The following is an 18,445-nucleotide window of genomic DNA, read 5'->3' as shown; positions in this document are numbered from 1 at the left end:
GAAGTTAGTAACAGCATCAGCGGCGATCGCAACAGTGGATGATGCTTATTATTATCATATTACCTTTGAGTGTCATTTCTGATACCATTTTGCTAAAAAGGGCATCAGAAGTTGGGTGTCGAAGGTCGTCAGTGATGGGATCGTCAGCGACAGCGTTCGCGGGTAGCGTACTGGAGCTAATCGACCCGATCGAGTTTTAACACTGCTCATCTCTTGACATATTATGGTGTTTATTACCATAATATAGAGGAGCTATTTTAAAAAAATAATGAATCCAGCCACGGCGGTCGCCACCATGCCCACTACAGCACAGCAATCGATACTATCCATCACCGATAGCGATTGTAGCTTGCTAACCGATCTGTATCAATTGACAATGGCAGCCTGCTATGTCGGCGAATCACTCGATCGATCGACTGCTAGTTTCGAGTTATTTGTGCGAAAACTACCAAAAGGTTTTGGTTATTTAATCGCGATGGGCTTGGCTCAAGCCTTGGAATATCTCACCCGACTTCAGTTTAGTGCCGCTCAAATTGAGGCACTTCAAGCTACAGGTATTTTTAAAAACGCCCCCGATAGGTTTTGGGAGCTACTAGCCACTGCTAGATTTACAGGTGATGTGTGGGCAGTGCAAGAGGGTACCGCTATTTTTGCCAACGAGCCAATCATGCGGATTGAAGCACCATTGTGGCAAGCTCAGATCGTCGAGACTTATTTACTCAATACCATCAACTATCAAACCCTAATCGCTACTAGAGCCGCTAGATTGCGCGATGTGGCGGGTGCCGATGCCACCCTGCTCGAATTCGGCACTCGGCGGGCTTTTAGCCCTCAAGCTTCGCTCTGGGCGGCACGGGCGGCGATTGCTGGGGGACTAGATACGACTTCCAATGTCTTAGCCGCTCTCAAATTGGGCTATCAACCTAGCGGTACGATGGCACATGCTTTAGTGATGGCAATCGGGGCAACCGCAGGCAGCGAGCAAGCGGCGTTTACGGCTTTTCATCGTTACTTTCCAGGCGCACCGCTACCGATCGATACTTACGATCCGATTGCCGCCGCGACAGAGTTGGCGGCACGGGTAGCAGCAGGCGAAATGGAGTTGTCGGGGATTCGGCTAGATTCTGGGGATTTAGTTACTTTATCTCATCAAGTTCGATCGATCCTACCAGATGTTGATATCTTTGCCAGCGGTGATTTGGATGAGTGGGAGATCGCCAAATTACGAGCGGCTAGAGCACCGATTAATGGTTATGGCTTGGGAACTAAACTAGTCACTGGCAGCCCCGTCAATGGCGTATACAAATTAGTCGAGATCGATGATATTCCGACGATGAAGCGATCGACTGACAAGATGACATATCCTGGGAAGAAACAGATTTTTCGGCAATTTAGTGATGGTATGTTTATTGGCGATACGCTCGGCTTAACTACTGAGGGTAGTGGATTACTGCAACTAGTGATGAGTAAAGGCGATCTGCTCCAGCCAGAGGAGACTCTAGCCACAATTAGAAAACGCACCGATCTAAATGTAGCGAGCTTACCTGCTGAAATTCGAGATATTAACTACGATCGAGCTACTCCCGTACATATTTCTTCAGCACTATCAACACTCACTCAAACATTGAAAGATTGGACTTAAATTAATTGATAATTGGGTTATTAGATCGGGCACTAGTGCATTATGGCTTTCGCCTAACACACCCTACATCCTCTAAAACCTAAAGCCAAAAACCTAAAGCCGAAAACCTAATTAAATGAAAGTTGCTCTATTTGGAACTAGTGCAGATCCACCGACAATTGCTCATCGAGATATTATTCATTGGTTGGCATTACAACAATTCGATCGGGTAGCAGTCTGGGCAGCAGACAATCCATTTAAAGCACATGGTGCATCACTCGAACAGCGATCGCAGATGCTAGAATTGTTAATCGATGACATCACTCCAGCGAATAATGGACATGTGAAAGTTTACCGCAATTTAAGTAGTAAGCGCACATTAGAAACATTAATAGTTGCCCAAGAAATTTGGAAGAATAGTGAATTTATTCTGACAATTGGTGCGGATTTAGTCGCTCAAATGTCACAGTGGTATCGAGTCAGCGAACTATTGAGTCAAGTTAAATTATTAATAGTGCCCCGTACTGGTAACAATATCGAACCTACAGACTTGCAACGACTCAGAGAGCTAGGCGCGCACATCGAGATCGCCTCACTATCGACACCAATTATTTCATCAACAGCAATTCGCAATACTCATTCAATTCAAGGCGTAGCTCCGATCGTTGCGACCTATATTCAACAACATAATTTGTATTCTATTAGCGATGAATCCCGTGACAGAGCGAAACTCAAATAACCAGATCCTTGCCGACTTCAAAGTTGGCGTAGATAATGCCATTTTCTCGATCGATACCCAGCAAAATCGATTGCTTGTCTTATTGGTAATGCGTCATGATGAACCCTATTTAGGCTATTGGTGTTTACCAGGTACCCTAGTACGCAAAGGTGAAGCATTGGAAGCTGCTGCCGATCGGATCTTATCAGAAAAAATCAAAGTTGATAACTTATACCTCGAACAATTATATACCTTTGGTGGCCCCGGACGCGATCCGCGTGAAGCAGCCGATAGTTATGATGTGAGATATCTATCAGTTAGTTACTTTGCCTTAGTTAGATATGAAGCTGCCGAATTAATTGCTACCGGAGTCGGGGGAATTGCTTGGTATCCGATTGACAAATTACCCGATCTCGCCTTCGATCATCAACAGATTATCGAATACGGACATCAACGACTCAGAAATAAATTAGAATATAGCCCGATCGCATTTGATGTATTGCCAGAACTATTCACCCTTAGCGATATTTATCAACTATATACCACCGTTCTCGGTGAAACATTCTCCGACTACTCCAACTTTCGCAATCGCTTAATTAAATTAAAGTTTCTCGAAGAAACAAGTATCAAATCCTCTCGTGGTAGCGGTCGTCCAGCTAGTTTGTATCGTTTCGATCCGGTGGCATTTGCGCCTTTAAAGGATAAGCCATTATTATTTGTATAATAAGAGTTAGATATTATTATGTCAATGGAGCATAAAGCCTTTATTTTTGATTATGAAGCATTTGAATTAGAGCTGAAAGAAATATTAGAAACAGCTCTCGATCTAAATGATACTGAAGGTTTAGAAAAATTTATCAAACTAAACATAAATTATTTAATAGATCCTTATGAAGGTGAACAATTATCTGAAGATTGGAATGAAATGCTCGAATATAGAGATCCACATGAGTATGGAGACTTTGCACTAACAAAATTTTATAATGCTACTGATGACATTGGGCTGAACTATGAGTGGATTGAAATCGGAGATATGCTATCTAGTGAATCTGGAGAATCTATATCTATATTTGGCAACTCAATAGGAAAGGATGGTAATTATTTCGATCCAGGTAAAATGGGCAGTTATTTTCAGTCATCTAGAATGGTAAAAGAAAATAATGATAGGATTAATATTCTCATAAAAAGCAAGCTAGTTTACAGGGAACTTCTGACTCCTGTTTCCTGCATGTTCGATGCTGCAACTTTATCAAACTAAAGGGCTGTATATATCTTTTTAATTACTAAGTTAGTCTAAAAATATCGTAGGGTGGGCAGTGCCCACCATCTAAACTACGAGAAATACTCTAAAATTTTGTATCGATCTATATAGACTCTAGAAAGATTGGGTGGGTTTGAAATACATTTCTAGTGGTATCTTTATTAGTTTCATAAACCCGCCCCTACAGATTTGATATTTGATTACCGATATATTCTGTTCAATTTCGCACAAAAATATCATGAAAATAGCTCTAGCTCAACTCAATCCTACTATCGGTGACCTCAAAAATAACGCCCAACAGATTTTAAAAACCGCACAGCAAGTAGCCACCCAAGGAGTAAAACTATTACTCACCCCCGAACTATCCTTGTGTGGCTATCCACCGCGTGACTTATTGCTCAATGCTCACTTCATCACCGAAATGGAGCAAAATCTCAACCAATTAGCCACAGAATTACCACCGGCTCTACATGTACTAGTCGGACTAGCTACCGTCAATCCTGATGCGATCGTCACAGGTAGTAAACCATTATTTAATAGTATGGCTTTATTAGCTGCTGGAAAGGTACAAAATATCTTCCATAAGCGACTATTACCGACTTATGACGTGTTTGATGAAAATCGATACTTTACCCCTGGTAATAAGGCAAATTACTTCACTCTAGATGGAATTAAAATCGGACTGACGATCTGTGAAGACCTGTGGAATGATGAAGACTTCTGGGGTAAACGTAGTTACTTAATTAATCCGATCGCGGAGTTAGTTGCACATAATATAGATCTATCAATCAATCTCTCAGCTTCCCCATATAGCGCGGGAAAACAACAGCTACGGGCAGCAATCTTAAAACATGCTGCAATTAAATACGATCGAGCGGTGTTATATGTCAATCAAGTTGGAGCAAATGACGATCTGATTTTCGATGGATGTAGTTTAGGATTCGATCGATCGGGTGAACTAGTATGTCGATGTACATCATTCGATCGAGACTTAATTATCATCGAATTTGATGAAGCAACCAAAGATTTAAAACCAGCTAAAATTCACCCTCAACCAGATGGTGCTGATGCCGAAATTTGGGCAGCATTAGTATTGGGTGTCCGCGACTATATTCACAAATGTGGTTTTCAAAAAGTAATCCTGGGCTTGAGTGGTGGCATCGATTCGGCACTAGTCGCGGCAATTGCGGCAGAAGCTATTGGCGCAGATAATGTCTTAGGTGTATTAATGCCCTCGACTTATAGCTCGTCACACTCAGTCACCGACGCGATCGCCTTAGCTGCTAATCTGGGGATAAATACCGAAACTATCCCGATTGGCGACTTGATGCAGGGATTCGATCGCACCCTAGAGTCACAATTTAAAGATACCGAGTTTGGACTAGCTGAAGAGAATATCCAGTCACGGATTCGCGGCACGTTATTAATGTCCATGTCCAATAAATTTGGTTACTTACTCCTCTCGACTGGCAATAAATCCGAGATGGCGGTTGGTTACTGTACACTATATGGTGATATGAATGGTGGTTTAGCCGTCATCGCCGACGTACCCAAAATGCGGGTATTTTCGATCTGTAAATGGTTGAATCGAGAGCGAGAAATCATCCCCACAAATATCATCACCAAACCACCCAGTGCCGAACTTAAACCCGGACAAATCGACCAAGATTCATTACCACCTTATGAAATCTTAGACGAAATCTTAGCAGCGATCGTCTGCGAACATCAATCGATCGAGCAAATAGTCGATCGCGGTTACGATTCGCAAGTAGTAACTAAAATAACTAGACTAGTAAAACTTGCCGAATTCAAACGTCGCCAAGCTCCCCCAGGTTTGAAAATAACCGATCGCGCCTTTGGTACAGGCTGGCGAATGCCGATCGCATCTAACTAAGCATAATAATTATCGTTCGATATATAGCAATTGGATAATGGATTATAAAATTCGAGCTTTAACTAATGCGGATGAGTCTATTTTATGGACAATGTTAATGTACGCCGCGCACGAATCATCGGTAGAAGTCATGCGACAAAATCCCGCTCTCAATCGATATGTCAAAGATTGGGGGAGAAGTGGCGATCTCGGCTTTGTCGCGATCGATGAATATCCGATTGGTGCGGCTTGGTTGAGACTATTTACTAGTAACGATCGCGGATTTGGGTATGTTGATGAGGGGATTCCAGAACTAGCGATCGCGGTAATTCCAGCAGATCGAGGTAAAGGAATTGGCACTAAATTATTGATGCAAACAATCGAGTTTGCTAGAAATATCCATCCAGCAATTTCTCTAAGCGTTCGTGCTGATAATCCGGTTGTTAATCTTTATCAGCGATCGGGTTTTGTTAAACTCGATGATAGTGAAATAATTGGTCGAACGGGAGTAACTTCATTCACTATGACGTATAGATATAGTTGAAGCGATCGAGATCCAAGTTCAGATTATAATTAATAGCAGAACTCAATGAGATTGGGATTATGATATCGGACTATCTCAACCGGATTTTACCTAGCACCGAAGAACTACCTTGTTCTGACGATATACCCGTGGATAATGAAGACCAGAATTTTTTACCCAACGTTTTATTATTTCTATTAAGCTCCATGTGGGCAGAGCGATTTGACTGGTATTTTGCCGCAGACATGGCAATTTATCATACAACTGGTGTCAATCCCAGAGTGCCCGTCGTACCCGATGGGTTCCTCAGTCTAGGTGTCGAGCGTCAAAAAGGTGGTAAATCGCGCCGCAGCTATGCAACCTGGGAAGAAAATGAGATCGTTCCGATGATTACTCTGGAAATGGTGTCCCAGACGCCAGGGAATGAATACGATGAAAAAATGGAAATTTACGCCAAGTTGGGTGTGCTCTATTACGTCATTTACAACCCTGAATTTTGGCTGCGCGATCGACATCAACCATTTGAAGTTCATAAATTAGGCGCGGATCGTAACTACCAATTACAAATTGGCGAACCTTACTGGATGCCAGAAGTGGGCTTAGGTATCGGTAGATGTCAGGGTGTGTTTAATGGGATCGATCGCGAGTTATTGGCTTGGTACGATCGCACGAATACTCGTTATCTAATGCCCGAAGAAGTCGCGCAGCAAGAAAGACAACGAGCAGATCGGATTCAACAGCAAGCAGATCGATTAGCCGAGCAACTTCGCGCTCTGGGTATCGATCCTGACATCTAGGTTGCATCTGAGTAGATAGTGACGATTTAAACACGACCCAGACAACCACAGCCTATTCCTGCTAAAATCAGTTATAAATACAGCAGTAACTTGAGTACAAATGCGTATCCTGGCTCTTGTCCCTGGTGGAATTGGCGATCAGATCCTCTTCTTCCCCACGATCGATAATCTCAAAGGACGTTACCCAGACGCAGAAATAGATGTCATCGTCGAACCCCGCTCGACGGCAGCATATCGCGTTTCCAAGTCTGTCCACAAAGTTATCCCGTTTGATTTCAAAGATACCAATGGCCCTGCTGACTGGGGTAATCTCTTAGGGATTATTCGCGATCGCGAGTATGATGTCGCAATGTCCTTGGGGCGCAGGTTTGGAGTCGGATTACTATTGTGGTTGACTGGTATCCCCGTCAGGATTGGGTTTACAGCGGGTATCAGTAATTTATTTTTGTCCAATCCCGTCATGTTGAATCTAAATCAATACGCGGCGGACATGTTTCACGATTTGGTCAGAGGATTGGGTGTAACCGATCCTTGTCCCGCTTTGGCGATCAATGTCCCAACAGCGGATATCGAGTGGTCTGAAGCCGCACAGCAGCAACTGGGCATCAAAGATAGCGGTTATGTGCTGATTCATGGGGGTTCGAGCAAATCCTCAGAAACCCTCGGATTTGACAAAATTTATCCAGTCAAACAGTGGCAACAGATCGTCAAAGATCTCCAAAAACGTCAACCGAATATCCCTGTGGCGATCGTCAAAGGTCCCGATGATGGCGAGTTTATCGAGTCGATGCTGGCTGTCTGTCCCGATCTCAAAGTAATTAGCCCCACAGATGTCGGCAAACTTGCCGCCACGATCGCAGGTGCCAATCTAATGCTCTGTACCGATAGCGGCCCGATGCACCTCGCTGTAGCCGTTGGTACATACACGATCGCATTATTTGGCCCCACCGATCCAGATAAATTATTACCCAAAAACGGTCGCGCGATCGCCGTCAAATCTCGAACTGGTAAGATTGCAGATATTCCACCTTCAGATATTTTGGAGAAAATCTGGAAAGGGTAAATCTTACTTGACATTCGATCGATATAAATAAGTCTGTGGGGATAGATGAATAATCGATCGCCGGATTAACTTAGATTCAGGATTGTTATCATTAGCTCATCTCATTCTCAGGAGTTTCGATCGTGTACGCAGTTGTTTCGGCAGATCGCATTTCAATTCCACCTGGCTCGGTACTTAGGATGCCTGGTTCGTGGCAAGATTTTTGTCAACTACGCGATAATCGGGGTGATGGCTCAATTCCCCGCCTCCGATATCATCATGGAGAAATTTTATTGATGAGTCCATTGCCCAGACACGGACGGGAAGCTAATCATATCGCAGATATCGTTAAGGCTTTGCTAGATGGTGAAGATCGTAATTATGAGGCATTTACACCGATTACGATGGAGTTACCGGAAGTGGGTGGCATTGAGCCAGATTATTGTTGTTATATCGATAACTGGCAAGCAGTCGTGGGCAAAGACCGGATCGACTGGAAAATAGATTTACCACCAGATTTAGCTATTGAAATCGATGTTACTAGTTTCACGTCAGAGTTGGATTTTTTACCTTTCAATGTACCAGAAGTGTGGATATTTAAGCAGTACCAATTAATGATTTACCAGTTAGTTACTGACAAATATGAAGTCAGCGAAACTAGTCGTTATTTTCCAGGTGTTTCACTTCAACAGACGATCGATACTTGTTTCGCAATTGCCAAAGAAAAAGGTACTGGAGCAGCAATTAGCCAACTACGTCGATTTCTGAACAATTGAGGAAAGGATATATTTGCCAGAAACGTAGATGGTGGGCAGTGCCCACCATCTACGTTTCGGACAATACTATCGATTAATCTAAGGACAATCACCAGCAAGTAAACATTGCCGTTGACAAAGAATCAAACCAAACCAAGACTGAGGATCTGTCCAGACTTTGAGCGGTTGCAGTGCGTGAGTGGTGAGCGTATCGCTCAATGTGGGGAGATGAAACTTCCGTGAGATTTCAGTGTGAATAGTTTCGCCTGATTGGAGTGAGATTTCTAAGTCCAGAGCTTTGAGCTGGACGGTTTGAGCTGTCAGACTTTTGAGGTGCATTTCGATCTGACTAGCAACGGGATTAAAGAAGGCGTAATGTGCGAAGTTATCGAGATTAAAGTTACCATCAAAGCGATCGTTCAGATGTTGCAACATGTTGAGATTAAAAGCAGCCGTAACGCCCTGGACATCATTATAAGCAGCTTCGAGGACATCGATCGGTTTTTGGAGGTCTACCCCTAATAAGAAAAATTCACCAGGTTGGAGAGCTTGCTGGACTTGGGTGAGGAAGAGATCGCACGATCGAGCGTCCATATTTCCCATCGTACTGCCCAGGAACATCAACATCCGGTTTTCCACCATGCGCGGGGGCAGTTTGGCGAGGGCGCGTTCGTAAGTACCTGCGACACCGCAGACGTTGAGCTGAGGGTAAGTTGCGAGTAATTCTAGTGCGGTGGTGCGGAGGATACCCGCGCTGACATCGATCGGGTAATAATGAAGGGGGTTATCGAGTTGCGAGTAGGCTGTTAGTAAGGTGTGAGTTTTGCGGGAGCTACCACTACCGAGTTCGACGATTTCGCAAGCTCCAGTTAATTCGATAATTTCTGAGACGTAGGTATCGAGGATCGCTTGCTCGGTACGGGTGGGATAATATTCTGGTAAGTCGGTGATTTGCTCGAATAATTGGGAGCCGCGATCGTCATAGAAGTAGCGAGGTGGTAAGGTTTTAGGAGTTGACCTCAAACCCGCGATGATATCTTCACCCCGATCGATCGTCGGTAGATCTTTGTCTACAGTAATCCATCGCAGTCGATCGTGTTCGGTCATTGTGGCGTTCATGTGGGTTTTTCCGTATTGATAGAGGTTGAGGGTGGAGTTAAACAAGGCGATCTTTCACAAGTTGGCACGTGTTACCGTAGCCAGTATCACAAAGTTGTAACCCACCTTTCTTTATCAAAAGCCCTATCTCTAAATAAAAACAGGTGGGGATTTCCCACCTTGTCGAGCGATTGAGTTGGCTCGTTCTGGAAAGATCGGTCAATCTGACCCCATGCTAGGATAGCGAAGGCGATTTACAACAGAGCAACGTGACCGAGGGGCAAATTTATCATCGCAAACAGAGCAGACAACCTGAAGATGTGGCGATAGCAAGGGCACAAATAGCCAGTCAAGAACTCTGGGGCGGCCCGCCGAGAAATTATCTGGGTAGCGATATCCCCAAAGTTAAAGCCTACTGGAATCAATTACCGTTGTTAAACGATGCCCAAACCCAAGAGAGCGGTATTGAGTTTACAACAATGGTAGAGGTAGATTCCTATCATCCCAAATTTGCTTATTGGTCGGGCGATAGAGAGGGCGTTCGCAACGAAGATGGGTCCGCTAAAATTAAGGTAACGATAACCTTTTGTAACCAATTTGATGAGGTCTATATCGCCAATGAGCAATCCAATACCGAAAGCTAGTCGGCGTGTGCGATTTGAAGAAGTGACTCCGGCACATGAATATGCCGCTTTTTTCAATGTTTCGATCGCACCTTTAGTCGCTCATCTTGGTTTACCCGTCTTTGATGGCTATGACGATCTCGACGATCTCCAGTTAGCTTTTTTGACACTGCCATCTGGGGAGACAGTGACATTAAGCGAATACGCTGGTGCGCCTGGAACGTCGCTATCTGTCGAAGTGGCGATGCAGAATATTCCCCAAATTATTTTTGACAGTTGCCAACAGCTCCGAGTATCTCGGCAAGAACTTGAGTGGGTTAATTCCGATTGGCAAGTAGAGGTTGAGGGACTGTACGCCAAACATGTCGAAATTCAAGGGATTGAAAGACTTTCTACAGTGGAAGAATTCCCTCAGAGTAATGAGTACGAACCCATTGATTGTTTCTACTATGCTCTAGAAATCTATACTAAAGAAAAATTGCCTGAATACTGGGCGATGCTCCAGCACAATCTCGGCTTGGCTTACTTCGATCGTATTAAAGGGGAACGATTGGAGAATTTGCAAAAGTCGATAGAGTGTTATCACAATTCTCTCGAAGTTTTCACACGAGATAAGTTTCCAGAAAAGTGGCAGATAAATCAGGAGGATCTGAGCCAGTCGCTGAAAGCATTGAAGGTAGAAGAACATAATTTGATTTCGCCCATCTTTAAATCTAAATTGAACTGTTAATTTATTAACCAAACTAAGCATGTTACTTAATCCAAAGCTTAGCTAAAATAGGTAACTTTCACAACTTTTCAGATAAAGTGTTTGCATCATATCCCAAAAGGAACGATAACGAAAAGCTCCAGGGTATTTACTACCAAGACCCCAAGATTCCCATTCATTTCTATTGTCGATAATTAATGGATTGAGCAGATAAACATAGCTCTCATCAACAGGACTAATTTGTAAAGCAGTCTTCATGTATCGACCTCTAATCCAACAACAATCTTGAGCTGCTCCATACTGAAAATATTTTTCATCGCTGATATCTCGACGACCGGAATTATCACAAATTTCTGCCCACTTTAGATTTTCCTGAATAAACCAATCGATTTTATCAGTATCACAGAACATATAGCGACGATCCAAACTCACATAACCGTTGCTAGCAGACAAAAAATTTCTATAGCCTACCGGAAGTTTGGTCTGAAGTTTTTGCTCTAGTTCGATAATTTGTGCTTCAGTTGCCCCTGGTAAATGGTAGCAATTATAGTCTGTATCTTCAGAATAATGATGATATTTAGACGGGCTAATATTTCTAGCCTTTAATTTTTCAAATACTTGCTGATTCCATTTGTCCAGAAAAATAGTCCAGTCTTCTATATTTGGAATAAAGCTAACCATCTTCTTGCACTGTCAAAACATCGTGTCCCATTTCCCTAAGTAGATGAATTATCTTCCTCTAATTCATCTACATCGATTTCTAGAGATCGATCGACATTAACTCGATCTTCAGATTCAGATTCAGATTCTAGATTAATTGCCTTACCTTCGACAAAATCTAGCAAAGCTGCTGTCTTAAGCAAACTGCGTAATAACCCTATTTTTAAGTCTCGATTGCGATGGATGGGAATAGAAATTCTCGACGAATTGTCTTCCTGTCCATAAATATGATGACTGCCTTGGATTCTAAGTAAAGTCCAACCGTTAGCTTCGAGTAATTTCGCTAGCTCCTTACCTGACATGGACTTCATATCGCAATTTCCATGACTTTAGACTTTTCATCCAGCGATAGTTGGGGAGCGTCAATCGATAAACAGCCTTCGATCGCTTCATATAAATTAGCTAATAACTCATCCCACGTATCCCCTTCCGTCGCACAGCCTGGAATTGCTGGTACTTCTGCCCAATAGCCGCCTTCTTCCGCTTCATGAACGATAACTTTGATTTTCATAACTATTATAGGTATTTACTGGAGTCAGGATAATTTTGCCATCTTCAACCTTCACGTCAAAAAATTTATTAGGCTCGATCTCATCGATAATACTTTGAGGTAAAGCGATATAATTTTCGGTGGTTAAGTTGGCGATCGTTCTTGATGGGGGGAACTCTTTGGTGGTAGTGGTGCCATCTTGATAATTGATAGTAACAGAATGCCCCTGTCGATATGCCTGATGATGTTTTCCCCGCACTCCTTTACTAAAATCGTACTCTGGGAGCAGATCGTCTTCATCAAATTGGGAAGGAGTATTGTTAGTCTTGCTCATAAATTCTTATCTCTCGATTAGTGGCACAGCGAGAACTAATGATGCGGATGGAATCACCTCGTTCGGTGTAAACGACAACTAGTAATCGACCGCGATCTGATATGCCGATGTCAATATAGCGATTTTCTTCAATTGAGTGTTCCAAGTCATCGATCGTGATTGAGCAAAGATCTACAAAAACTGTTTTAAATTCTTCAAAACTGACTCCATGCTTAATTGCATTAAGTTCTGCTTTTTGCTCATCCCACTCGAACTGTAAACTCATTATAACTAGATATTTATCGAAACTGAAAAAGGGTGAGCGATCGCCCACCCCAGATATTAATCTAAATTAGAATCGATTAACCCAAGACTTCTTTAGCTGTTTTGACAACGTTATCGACTGTGAAGCCAAATTTCTCCATCACAACGCCACCAGGAGCCGAAGCACCAAAACGATCGATTGTAACTAAACCACCATCAAATCCGGTGAAGCGGTGCCAGCCTTGGCTGCAAGCTGCTTCGACTGCTACCCGTTTGGTAACTGCTTTGGGTAAGACAGACTCTTTGTAAGCTGCGTCTTGCTCGTCGAATAGTTCCCATGATGGCATGGAGACGACGCGGACTTTTTGGCCTTCAGCGGTGAGTTTTTCCGCCGCTGTGACACATAGACTGACTTCGGAGCCAGTACCGATCAGGATGATGTCGGGCGTACCTTCGGAGTCCACGATCGTGTAGGCACCTTTGGCGACACCTGCGATCGAAGTACCTGCCAAGTTGGGCAGATTTTGACGGGATAATGCCAACAGAGTCGGATTGGTTTGGCTGGCTTTTTCGATCGCGACTTTGTATGCGCCGGATGTTTCGTTACCATCAGCGGGACGGATCACGGTGAGGTTGGGAATCGCACGCAAGGAGGCGATCGTTTCGATCGGTTGGTGCGTGGGGCCATCTTCACCCTGTCCGACGGAATCGTGAGTCATTACCCAGATCGCCCCCGCTTTGGATAGAGCGGAGAGGCGAATCGGTGCGCGCATGTAATCGGTGAAGATCAGGAAGGTGGCACCGTAAGGAATCAAACCGGAGTTGTGAAGGGCAATCCCGTTACAGATGGCACCCATCGCATGTTCGCGCACGCCGAAGTGGACGTTGCGATTTTGGTAGGCACCTTTTTGGAAGTCGCCGGATTCTTTGATTTCGGTGAGGTTGGAGTGAGTCAAGTCAGCCGAACCGCCGATCAAACCTGGTAAAACTGTCGCCAGTTTATTGAGGCAATTTTCAGAGTGTTTGCGGCTAGCTAGAGCTTTGTCTTCGGGGGTATAGGTCGGCAAGACGCTATCCCAACCGTCGGGAAGCTTGCGCGAGGTCAAACTTTCAAATTCGGCGGCTTCTGTGGGATATTTGGATTTGTAGCTAGCTAAAGCTGCTTCCCATTCGCCTTCAGCTTTGGCACCGCGATCGATCGCTTCGCGCATGTGAGCGACGGCATCGGCGGGTAATTCAAAGGGAGCGTAATCCCAGCCGAGGTTTTCGCGGGTGAGTTTGATTTCGGCTTCGCCTAGGGCTGCACCGTGGATACCTGCGGTGTTGCATTTGTTAGGGGAACCGTAACCGATGATGGTGGTGACCTTAATCATCGTGGGTTTGTCGGTGACTTTTTTGGCTGCTTCGAGTGCTGCACCGATCGCATTTAAATCGGTGTTACCATCTTCAACGTGGATGGTGTGCCAGCCGTAGGCTTCAAACCGAGCAGAGACATCCTCAGTAAAGGCGACATCGGTCGAACCATCGATCGAGATGTGGTTGTCATCATACAAGACGATCAGCTTGCCTAGTCCCCAGTGACCGGCGATCGAGGCGGCTTCACCGGAAATCCCTTCCATATTACAACCATCACCGACGATGACGTAGGTATAATGATCGACAATTGTCGCATCGGGTTTATTAAATTTAGCAGCTAGATGAGCTTCAGCTAGAGCCAAACCAACACCGTTAGCAATCCCCTGACCGAGGGGGCCAGTAGTTACTTCAATTCCGGCTGTCTCAAAGTTTTCGGGGTGTCCAGGAGTACTCGAACCCCACTGACGGAAGTTTTTGATATCTTCAATACTGACGCTATCATAGCCAGTCAGGTGCAACAGGGCATACTGGAGCATCGAACCATGTCCGGCAGATAATACAAACCGATCGCGATTGAACCATTGGGGATTCTTGGGATTGTACCGCATGAACTTTTGCCACAAGACATAAGCCATCGGAGCCGCACCCATTGGTAAACCTGGGTGACCGGATTTGGCTTTTTCGATCGCATCGACAGCGAGAAACCGAATGGAATTAATCGCGAGTTGGTCTACGGATTGAGCGGTTACAGGCATAATATATATCGATTTAACTACATAACTAGTGAAAATTAGGTGCTAACAGCACAGCTAGACAGGTGCAGGCTGAGGATCTAGTTCGCAAGTTTCGAGTTACACAGCACTACTCAACCAGAGCCAAATATCGCCCCTTAAAAGTAATGTTTTACCGCCGCAACTGAAATTTGCCAACAGATCTGCATCGATCTTAACAATTTCTATTTATCATCCCATTTGGTGGGGGCATGAGCAAGGGGGGAGAGTAGGCTTTAGGTTTTAGGCTTTAGGTTTTAGGTGTTAGGAAATGAATAGGACGCTTGCGTCCCATAACCTAATGCTGGTAAGTGAGCTATATCCCTTGGCGTAGCCTCGCCTTAAGAAATACTAAAAAAAGCCTAAAGCCTGAAACCTTTCCCTAAAGCCTAAAACCTAGAGCCTAAAGCCTGAACTCTTATCCCTAAAGCCTAAAACCTAAAACCTAAAGCCTAATTTTGTTACATAACATCACTATCCCTTCCATTTGCCCGTGGCATCTGGTATTACTAGGCGAGAGGTAGTCGATCGAACAAAGTAGGAACATGCCAAAATACGATAATATCTTCAACTCTGAAGAGTATGCCGAAGAGCCATTAAATGAAGCTGAAGGCTTGGCATCAATTGTGCTGATCGCTGCTTTAGCAGACAATCCCCAAGAATTAGTCGCCCCAGATTTATTCTTGGATATTCTGGCGGATTTTGATTTATATGTGGAGTATTCTGAAGAAGATTTATTATCGATGGTCGATCGATTGACCGCGATTGTTTCCGACCAAGGGCTGGGAGCATTATTTAATGCGGCGGATGAGGCAATTCCTGACGATTTAGTACCGGATGCCTATGCAGCGGCAATTTTAGCCAAGATGAATCCAGATACGGGCGAGATTCCGGCTGCTGCACAGGTATTTCTCAAAGAACTGCAAGCGGTAATGGATATCGATGATGAGGAAGCGGCAGAAGTGGTCGCCGAGATTCAAAAAGGTTTTGAAGCCAAAGAGTAGTTGGTTTGAATTTTACATTTTGATTTTTGTAGGGTGGGCAGTGCCCACCAACAGATTGTCGCTCGAATTCGATAAGTGCTAAATGTATTCGATCGCTAGTTTGTGCGTTATTGTTTGCAGTGAAAATTTCTGTTGAAGTTAATATTTATCTCGCAATTAGTGTAGAGTTTGCGACCGATAAAAACAGTTTAAATGATTTTTGCTACGGCTATAAGTAGTCTGTGGGCAGTGCCCACCCTACGTTTCTTAAAAACATATTGACTGAAGTTAGTTAGCGATCGGCTGCTTTAGATACCAATTGGGATTTATTTGGAGTAGCCATAGTTGCCAGCGCGGTAGCCGATCGAGAGTGAAGAAGCGATCGCCTTCAGCGGCGACAATAGAGCGAAAGGTATTGACATACCCAGCTTCATCATCGAACAGCGGAAATGCCCACAGCAGTTTTCCAGTTTGACGATCGAGCGCAACGGCTTGGGTTTGCCATGTGTTTGCCTTGACCCTGCGGAAGGTGAGGTATTGTCGATCGGTCACTGTAGCGGGTAAGTCCCGATAGTCGCCCTCGGTACTAAGTTGGGTTTGCCATTTGACTGCTCCAGTTTGGAGCGATAAAGCCATAACGTTAGTCTTTTTACCAAGATCGGGATGGTCGCGGCGACAACGGAGATAGATAGGATCGTGAATGTTTGGATCGCCAATTCGCAGTGGATAACAATTCAGTTGACTGTACTTTTTTTGCCAAAGTATCTGTCCCGTGTCGGCATCCATCGCCAACCACCCTCCCTCCGATCTGTTTTCGCCCTTGCCATTGTAGTGGCTGGTGTTAGAAAGTAGCAAGATATTTTCGATCTCGTTCATCTGAAAAATACCACCACCTTGAATATCTCTGCGGAAGCGAGGCTCAAGCGTCTTGCTGTTGTAAGCCATGACGGTGGAGGTGCCGCTGTCGTAAAACGAGTCTGGGGTATCTCCTGGCATTAGTCCAGAGGTTTCGAGAAATAGAGTGCGATCGTTAGCGGCGATGATATTGCGCGTATTGCTGCGTTTAGGTAGTTTAATGGTCGCACTCTGTTGTAGATTGCCTGTTTTGGGATTGAGAGTTTGCAGAGAGTTCGCGTTCCTAAGAGTATTTAGGATCGCCAATTTATCTGGTTGAGCGACTATACCCATTCCGTACCAGACACCAGGCGCAGAAAACCACCGACGTGGTGTCTGCCAGAGTTGTACCCCCGTTTTCAGATCGAGTGCATGTAGATCGTTTTCGAGCTGGACATAGAGTCGATTGGTTTGGATGAGAGTGGCTTGATTCGAGGCAATGTTGTATGGGCTACGATCGCGGCTGGTAGATCTACTCCAGAGCAGTTGGCCGGATTGGGCATCAAACGTCTGGATTTGATAGGCTCCGCAGTTGTCCTCTGCCGTTTTTACACAACCATCAAGCACAACTTTACCATTGCCCGCGATCGGGCCTTTGCTGTAACCGAAATCATCGGCAAGCGGATACACCCATTGCAGCTTGCCTGTGGTGGTATCGAGTGCCACCAGCGTCTTTCTGCCCTGGTTGGCGTAGCCCCATCCCAGCCAGCTTGCCACTGCGACAGCCCCGCCCAATAAGGTCAATTTCCAGCAGTGAGCTTTCAAGAAGTGCATCTAATGTCTCGATCGCCATAACAATAGTAATAACTTCAAATAATTATGGCGTTTTTCGGACAGATAGAATTGAATAATTTAATTATCGATCGCAGAAAGATGTGTACATAACTTCAACAGATCGTGTCTTAAACGCTGATTCGGTTGGGTTTTGCGGCTTAACCCAACCTACAACTGTCTACTTTGGTTAGTTGAGATGATTTGTTGGACTACCGCTTAATTGCGCCTGGAGTTGGTTAAGACCTAATAGTAATATTTGTAAGGGTTCTCGACCATTTTCCTGGGGAACGATCGCCATGTGGCTGGTGAAACTAAGCTGATTGACTTCGCGATAGGCGAGGGGGATCGATCGGATGGTGGCTGAGTCGATATCGAGGAGTACGGGTGCGTCTTGGATGGGTAGACCGCAAAATTCACCAAGTTGAGTATGAAATAGGATCAGGAATTTGGAGGAGTCGCGATCGGGGGCGATCGTGGTGAATTTTTGGCGGAGGTCTACGATGGTGAGGGTTTGGTCGCCGAGGTTCATCATCCCGATGCCGTCGGTGAGGGTGGGGCGATCTACTGGATAGACAATCGCCTTTTCGACGGCGGCGACGGGGAAGGCAAAGCGGTATTTCGCCATTGAGGTGTGTTCGATGTCGGCGAGGCTAAAGACGACGGTACGAATGGTGTCGGTGTCGTCATTGAGGCTGGATAAGCGTTGGGGGCTGAGGGTCGGGGTGAACATATTAGGTGTTAGGCTTTAGGCTTTAGGGATTAGGAATTAGGGATTAGGGCTTTAGGGATTAGGGATTAAGTAGTTAGATAGAAATTACGTAAACCTTAGCTGGTGGGCAGTGCTTCGTTTTGGTGGGCTTA

The 18,445-nt window shown here is 44.7% G+C and carries 21 protein-coding genes; 12 read left to right on the top strand and 9 right to left on the bottom strand.

Translation table 11 applies throughout. The annotated features are described in order from the left end of the window. Positions 1–268: 268 nt before the first annotated feature. The 9 genes from ACEW9I_RS13725 (at position 269) to ACEW9I_RS13685 (ending at position 8,611) form a co-directional block, all read left to right on the top strand. A complete protein-coding gene (locus tag ACEW9I_RS13725) occupies positions 269–1,642 on the top strand; it encodes a nicotinate phosphoribosyltransferase (protein ID WP_373540894.1) in 1,374 nt (457 codons plus the stop codon). 115 nt (positions 1,643–1,757) lie between these two features. Next, entirely contained in the window at positions 1,758–2,360 is a 603-nt protein-coding gene (locus tag ACEW9I_RS13720; RefSeq protein WP_373540893.1) for a nicotinate-nucleotide adenylyltransferase, read from the top strand. After that, positions 2,329–3,063 carry an NUDIX domain-containing protein gene (locus ACEW9I_RS13715; RefSeq protein ID WP_373540892.1) on the top strand — a complete coding sequence of 245 codons (735 nt, stop codon included), beginning with the start codon at positions 2,329–2,331 and terminating at the stop codon, positions 3,061–3,063. The genes ACEW9I_RS13720 and ACEW9I_RS13715 overlap by 32 nt, the downstream gene beginning before the upstream one ends. A gap of 18 nt (positions 3,064–3,081) precedes the next feature. Further along, complete coding sequence (locus ACEW9I_RS13710) at positions 3,082–3,597, top strand: hypothetical protein (RefSeq protein ID WP_373540891.1); 516 nt, start codon at positions 3,082–3,084, stop codon at positions 3,595–3,597. Between the two features lie 241 nt (positions 3,598–3,838). Continuing rightward, positions 3,839–5,494 (top strand): NAD+ synthase, encoded by a 1,656-nt coding sequence (locus tag ACEW9I_RS13705; protein WP_373540890.1) that lies wholly within the window; start codon positions 3,839–3,841, stop codon positions 5,492–5,494. A 37-nt stretch (positions 5,495–5,531) separates the two neighbouring features. Beyond that, positions 5,532–6,017, top strand: coding sequence for an N-acetyltransferase family protein (locus tag ACEW9I_RS13700; RefSeq protein WP_373540889.1), 486 nt, complete (start codon positions 5,532–5,534; stop codon positions 6,015–6,017). Positions 6,018–6,076: 59 nt separating this feature from the next. Next, positions 6,077–6,793, top strand: coding sequence for a Uma2 family endonuclease (locus ACEW9I_RS13695; RefSeq protein ID WP_373540888.1), 717 nt, complete (start codon positions 6,077–6,079; stop codon positions 6,791–6,793). A gap of 100 nt (positions 6,794–6,893) precedes the next feature. Next, entirely contained in the window at positions 6,894–7,856 is a 963-nt protein-coding gene (locus tag ACEW9I_RS13690) for a glycosyltransferase family 9 protein (RefSeq protein ID WP_373540887.1), read from the top strand. Between the two features lie 122 nt (positions 7,857–7,978). Next, complete coding sequence (locus ACEW9I_RS13685; RefSeq protein WP_373540886.1) at positions 7,979–8,611, top strand: Uma2 family endonuclease; 633 nt, start codon at positions 7,979–7,981, stop codon at positions 8,609–8,611. A gap of 78 nt (positions 8,612–8,689) precedes the next feature. Here ACEW9I_RS13685 and egtD read toward each other — a convergent pair whose 3' ends face one another. Next, on the bottom strand, positions 8,690–9,709 hold the full coding sequence (gene egtD, locus ACEW9I_RS13680) for an L-histidine N(alpha)-methyltransferase (protein WP_373540885.1): 1,020 nt from the start codon (positions 9,707–9,709) through the stop codon (positions 8,690–8,692). 248 nt (positions 9,710–9,957) lie between these two features. Between egtD and ACEW9I_RS13675 the strand changes: the two genes are divergently transcribed. Together ACEW9I_RS13675 and ACEW9I_RS13670 are read left to right on the top strand one after the other, a co-directional pair. Continuing rightward, positions 9,958–10,332: a hypothetical protein gene (locus ACEW9I_RS13675; RefSeq protein WP_373540884.1), complete on the top strand. Its 375-nt coding sequence runs from the start codon at positions 9,958–9,960 to the stop codon at positions 10,330–10,332. Continuing rightward, positions 10,307–11,041 (top strand): hypothetical protein, encoded by a 735-nt coding sequence (locus ACEW9I_RS13670; protein WP_373540883.1) that lies wholly within the window; start codon positions 10,307–10,309, stop codon positions 11,039–11,041. The genes ACEW9I_RS13675 and ACEW9I_RS13670 overlap by 26 nt, the downstream gene beginning before the upstream one ends. Positions 11,042–11,083: 42 nt before the next feature. On the opposite strand, the gene ACEW9I_RS13665 is transcribed toward ACEW9I_RS13670, so the two are convergent. The 6 genes from ACEW9I_RS13665 to tkt form a co-directional block, all read right to left on the bottom strand. Continuing rightward, entirely contained in the window at positions 11,084–11,701 is a 618-nt protein-coding gene (locus ACEW9I_RS13665; protein WP_373540882.1) for an SMI1/KNR4 family protein, read from the bottom strand. Between the two features lie 35 nt (positions 11,702–11,736). Further along, entirely contained in the window at positions 11,737–12,051 is a 315-nt protein-coding gene (locus ACEW9I_RS13660; protein ID WP_373540881.1) for a type II toxin-antitoxin system HicA family toxin, read from the bottom strand. Beyond that, positions 12,048–12,251, bottom strand: a complete 204-nt coding sequence (locus ACEW9I_RS13655; RefSeq protein WP_373540880.1) for a type II toxin-antitoxin system HicB family antitoxin — start codon at positions 12,249–12,251, stop codon at positions 12,048–12,050. Before ACEW9I_RS13655 ends, ACEW9I_RS13660 begins: the two co-directional genes overlap by 4 nt. After that, positions 12,226–12,564: a hypothetical protein gene (locus ACEW9I_RS13650; protein ID WP_373540879.1), complete on the bottom strand. Its 339-nt coding sequence runs from the start codon at positions 12,562–12,564 to the stop codon at positions 12,226–12,228. The genes ACEW9I_RS13655 and ACEW9I_RS13650 overlap by 26 nt, the downstream gene beginning before the upstream one ends. After that, complete coding sequence (locus ACEW9I_RS13645; protein ID WP_373540878.1) at positions 12,551–12,829, bottom strand: BrnT family toxin; 279 nt, start codon at positions 12,827–12,829, stop codon at positions 12,551–12,553. The genes ACEW9I_RS13650 and ACEW9I_RS13645 overlap by 14 nt, the downstream gene beginning before the upstream one ends. A 76-nt stretch (positions 12,830–12,905) precedes the next feature. Then, entirely contained in the window at positions 12,906–14,918 is a 2,013-nt protein-coding gene (tkt, locus tag ACEW9I_RS13640; RefSeq protein WP_373540877.1) for a transketolase, read from the bottom strand. Between the two features lie 560 nt (positions 14,919–15,478). Here tkt and ACEW9I_RS13635 point away from each other — a divergent pair. Continuing rightward, positions 15,479–15,937: a hypothetical protein gene (locus ACEW9I_RS13635; RefSeq protein ID WP_373540876.1), complete on the top strand. Its 459-nt coding sequence runs from the start codon at positions 15,479–15,481 to the stop codon at positions 15,935–15,937. A gap of 267 nt (positions 15,938–16,204) precedes the next feature. On the opposite strand, the gene ACEW9I_RS13630 is transcribed toward ACEW9I_RS13635, so the two are convergent. Then, positions 16,205–17,584 carry a PQQ-binding-like beta-propeller repeat protein gene (locus ACEW9I_RS13630; protein ID WP_373540875.1) on the bottom strand — a complete coding sequence of 460 codons (1,380 nt, stop codon included), beginning with the start codon at positions 17,582–17,584 and terminating at the stop codon, positions 16,205–16,207. A 187-nt stretch (positions 17,585–17,771) separates the two neighbouring features. Next, the gene (locus ACEW9I_RS13625) at positions 17,772–18,314 is read right to left on the bottom strand and encodes a chemotaxis protein CheW (RefSeq protein WP_373540874.1); all 543 of its coding nucleotides are present in this window, start codon (positions 18,312–18,314) and stop codon (positions 17,772–17,774) included. Positions 18,315–18,445 lie beyond the last annotated feature (131 nt).

The organism is Chamaesiphon sp. (assembly GCF_041738855.1).
Taxonomy (GTDB): domain Bacteria; phylum Cyanobacteriota; class Cyanobacteriia; order Cyanobacteriales; family Chamaesiphonaceae; genus Chamaesiphon.
This window is presented reverse-complemented; position numbering and strand designations above follow the sequence as displayed.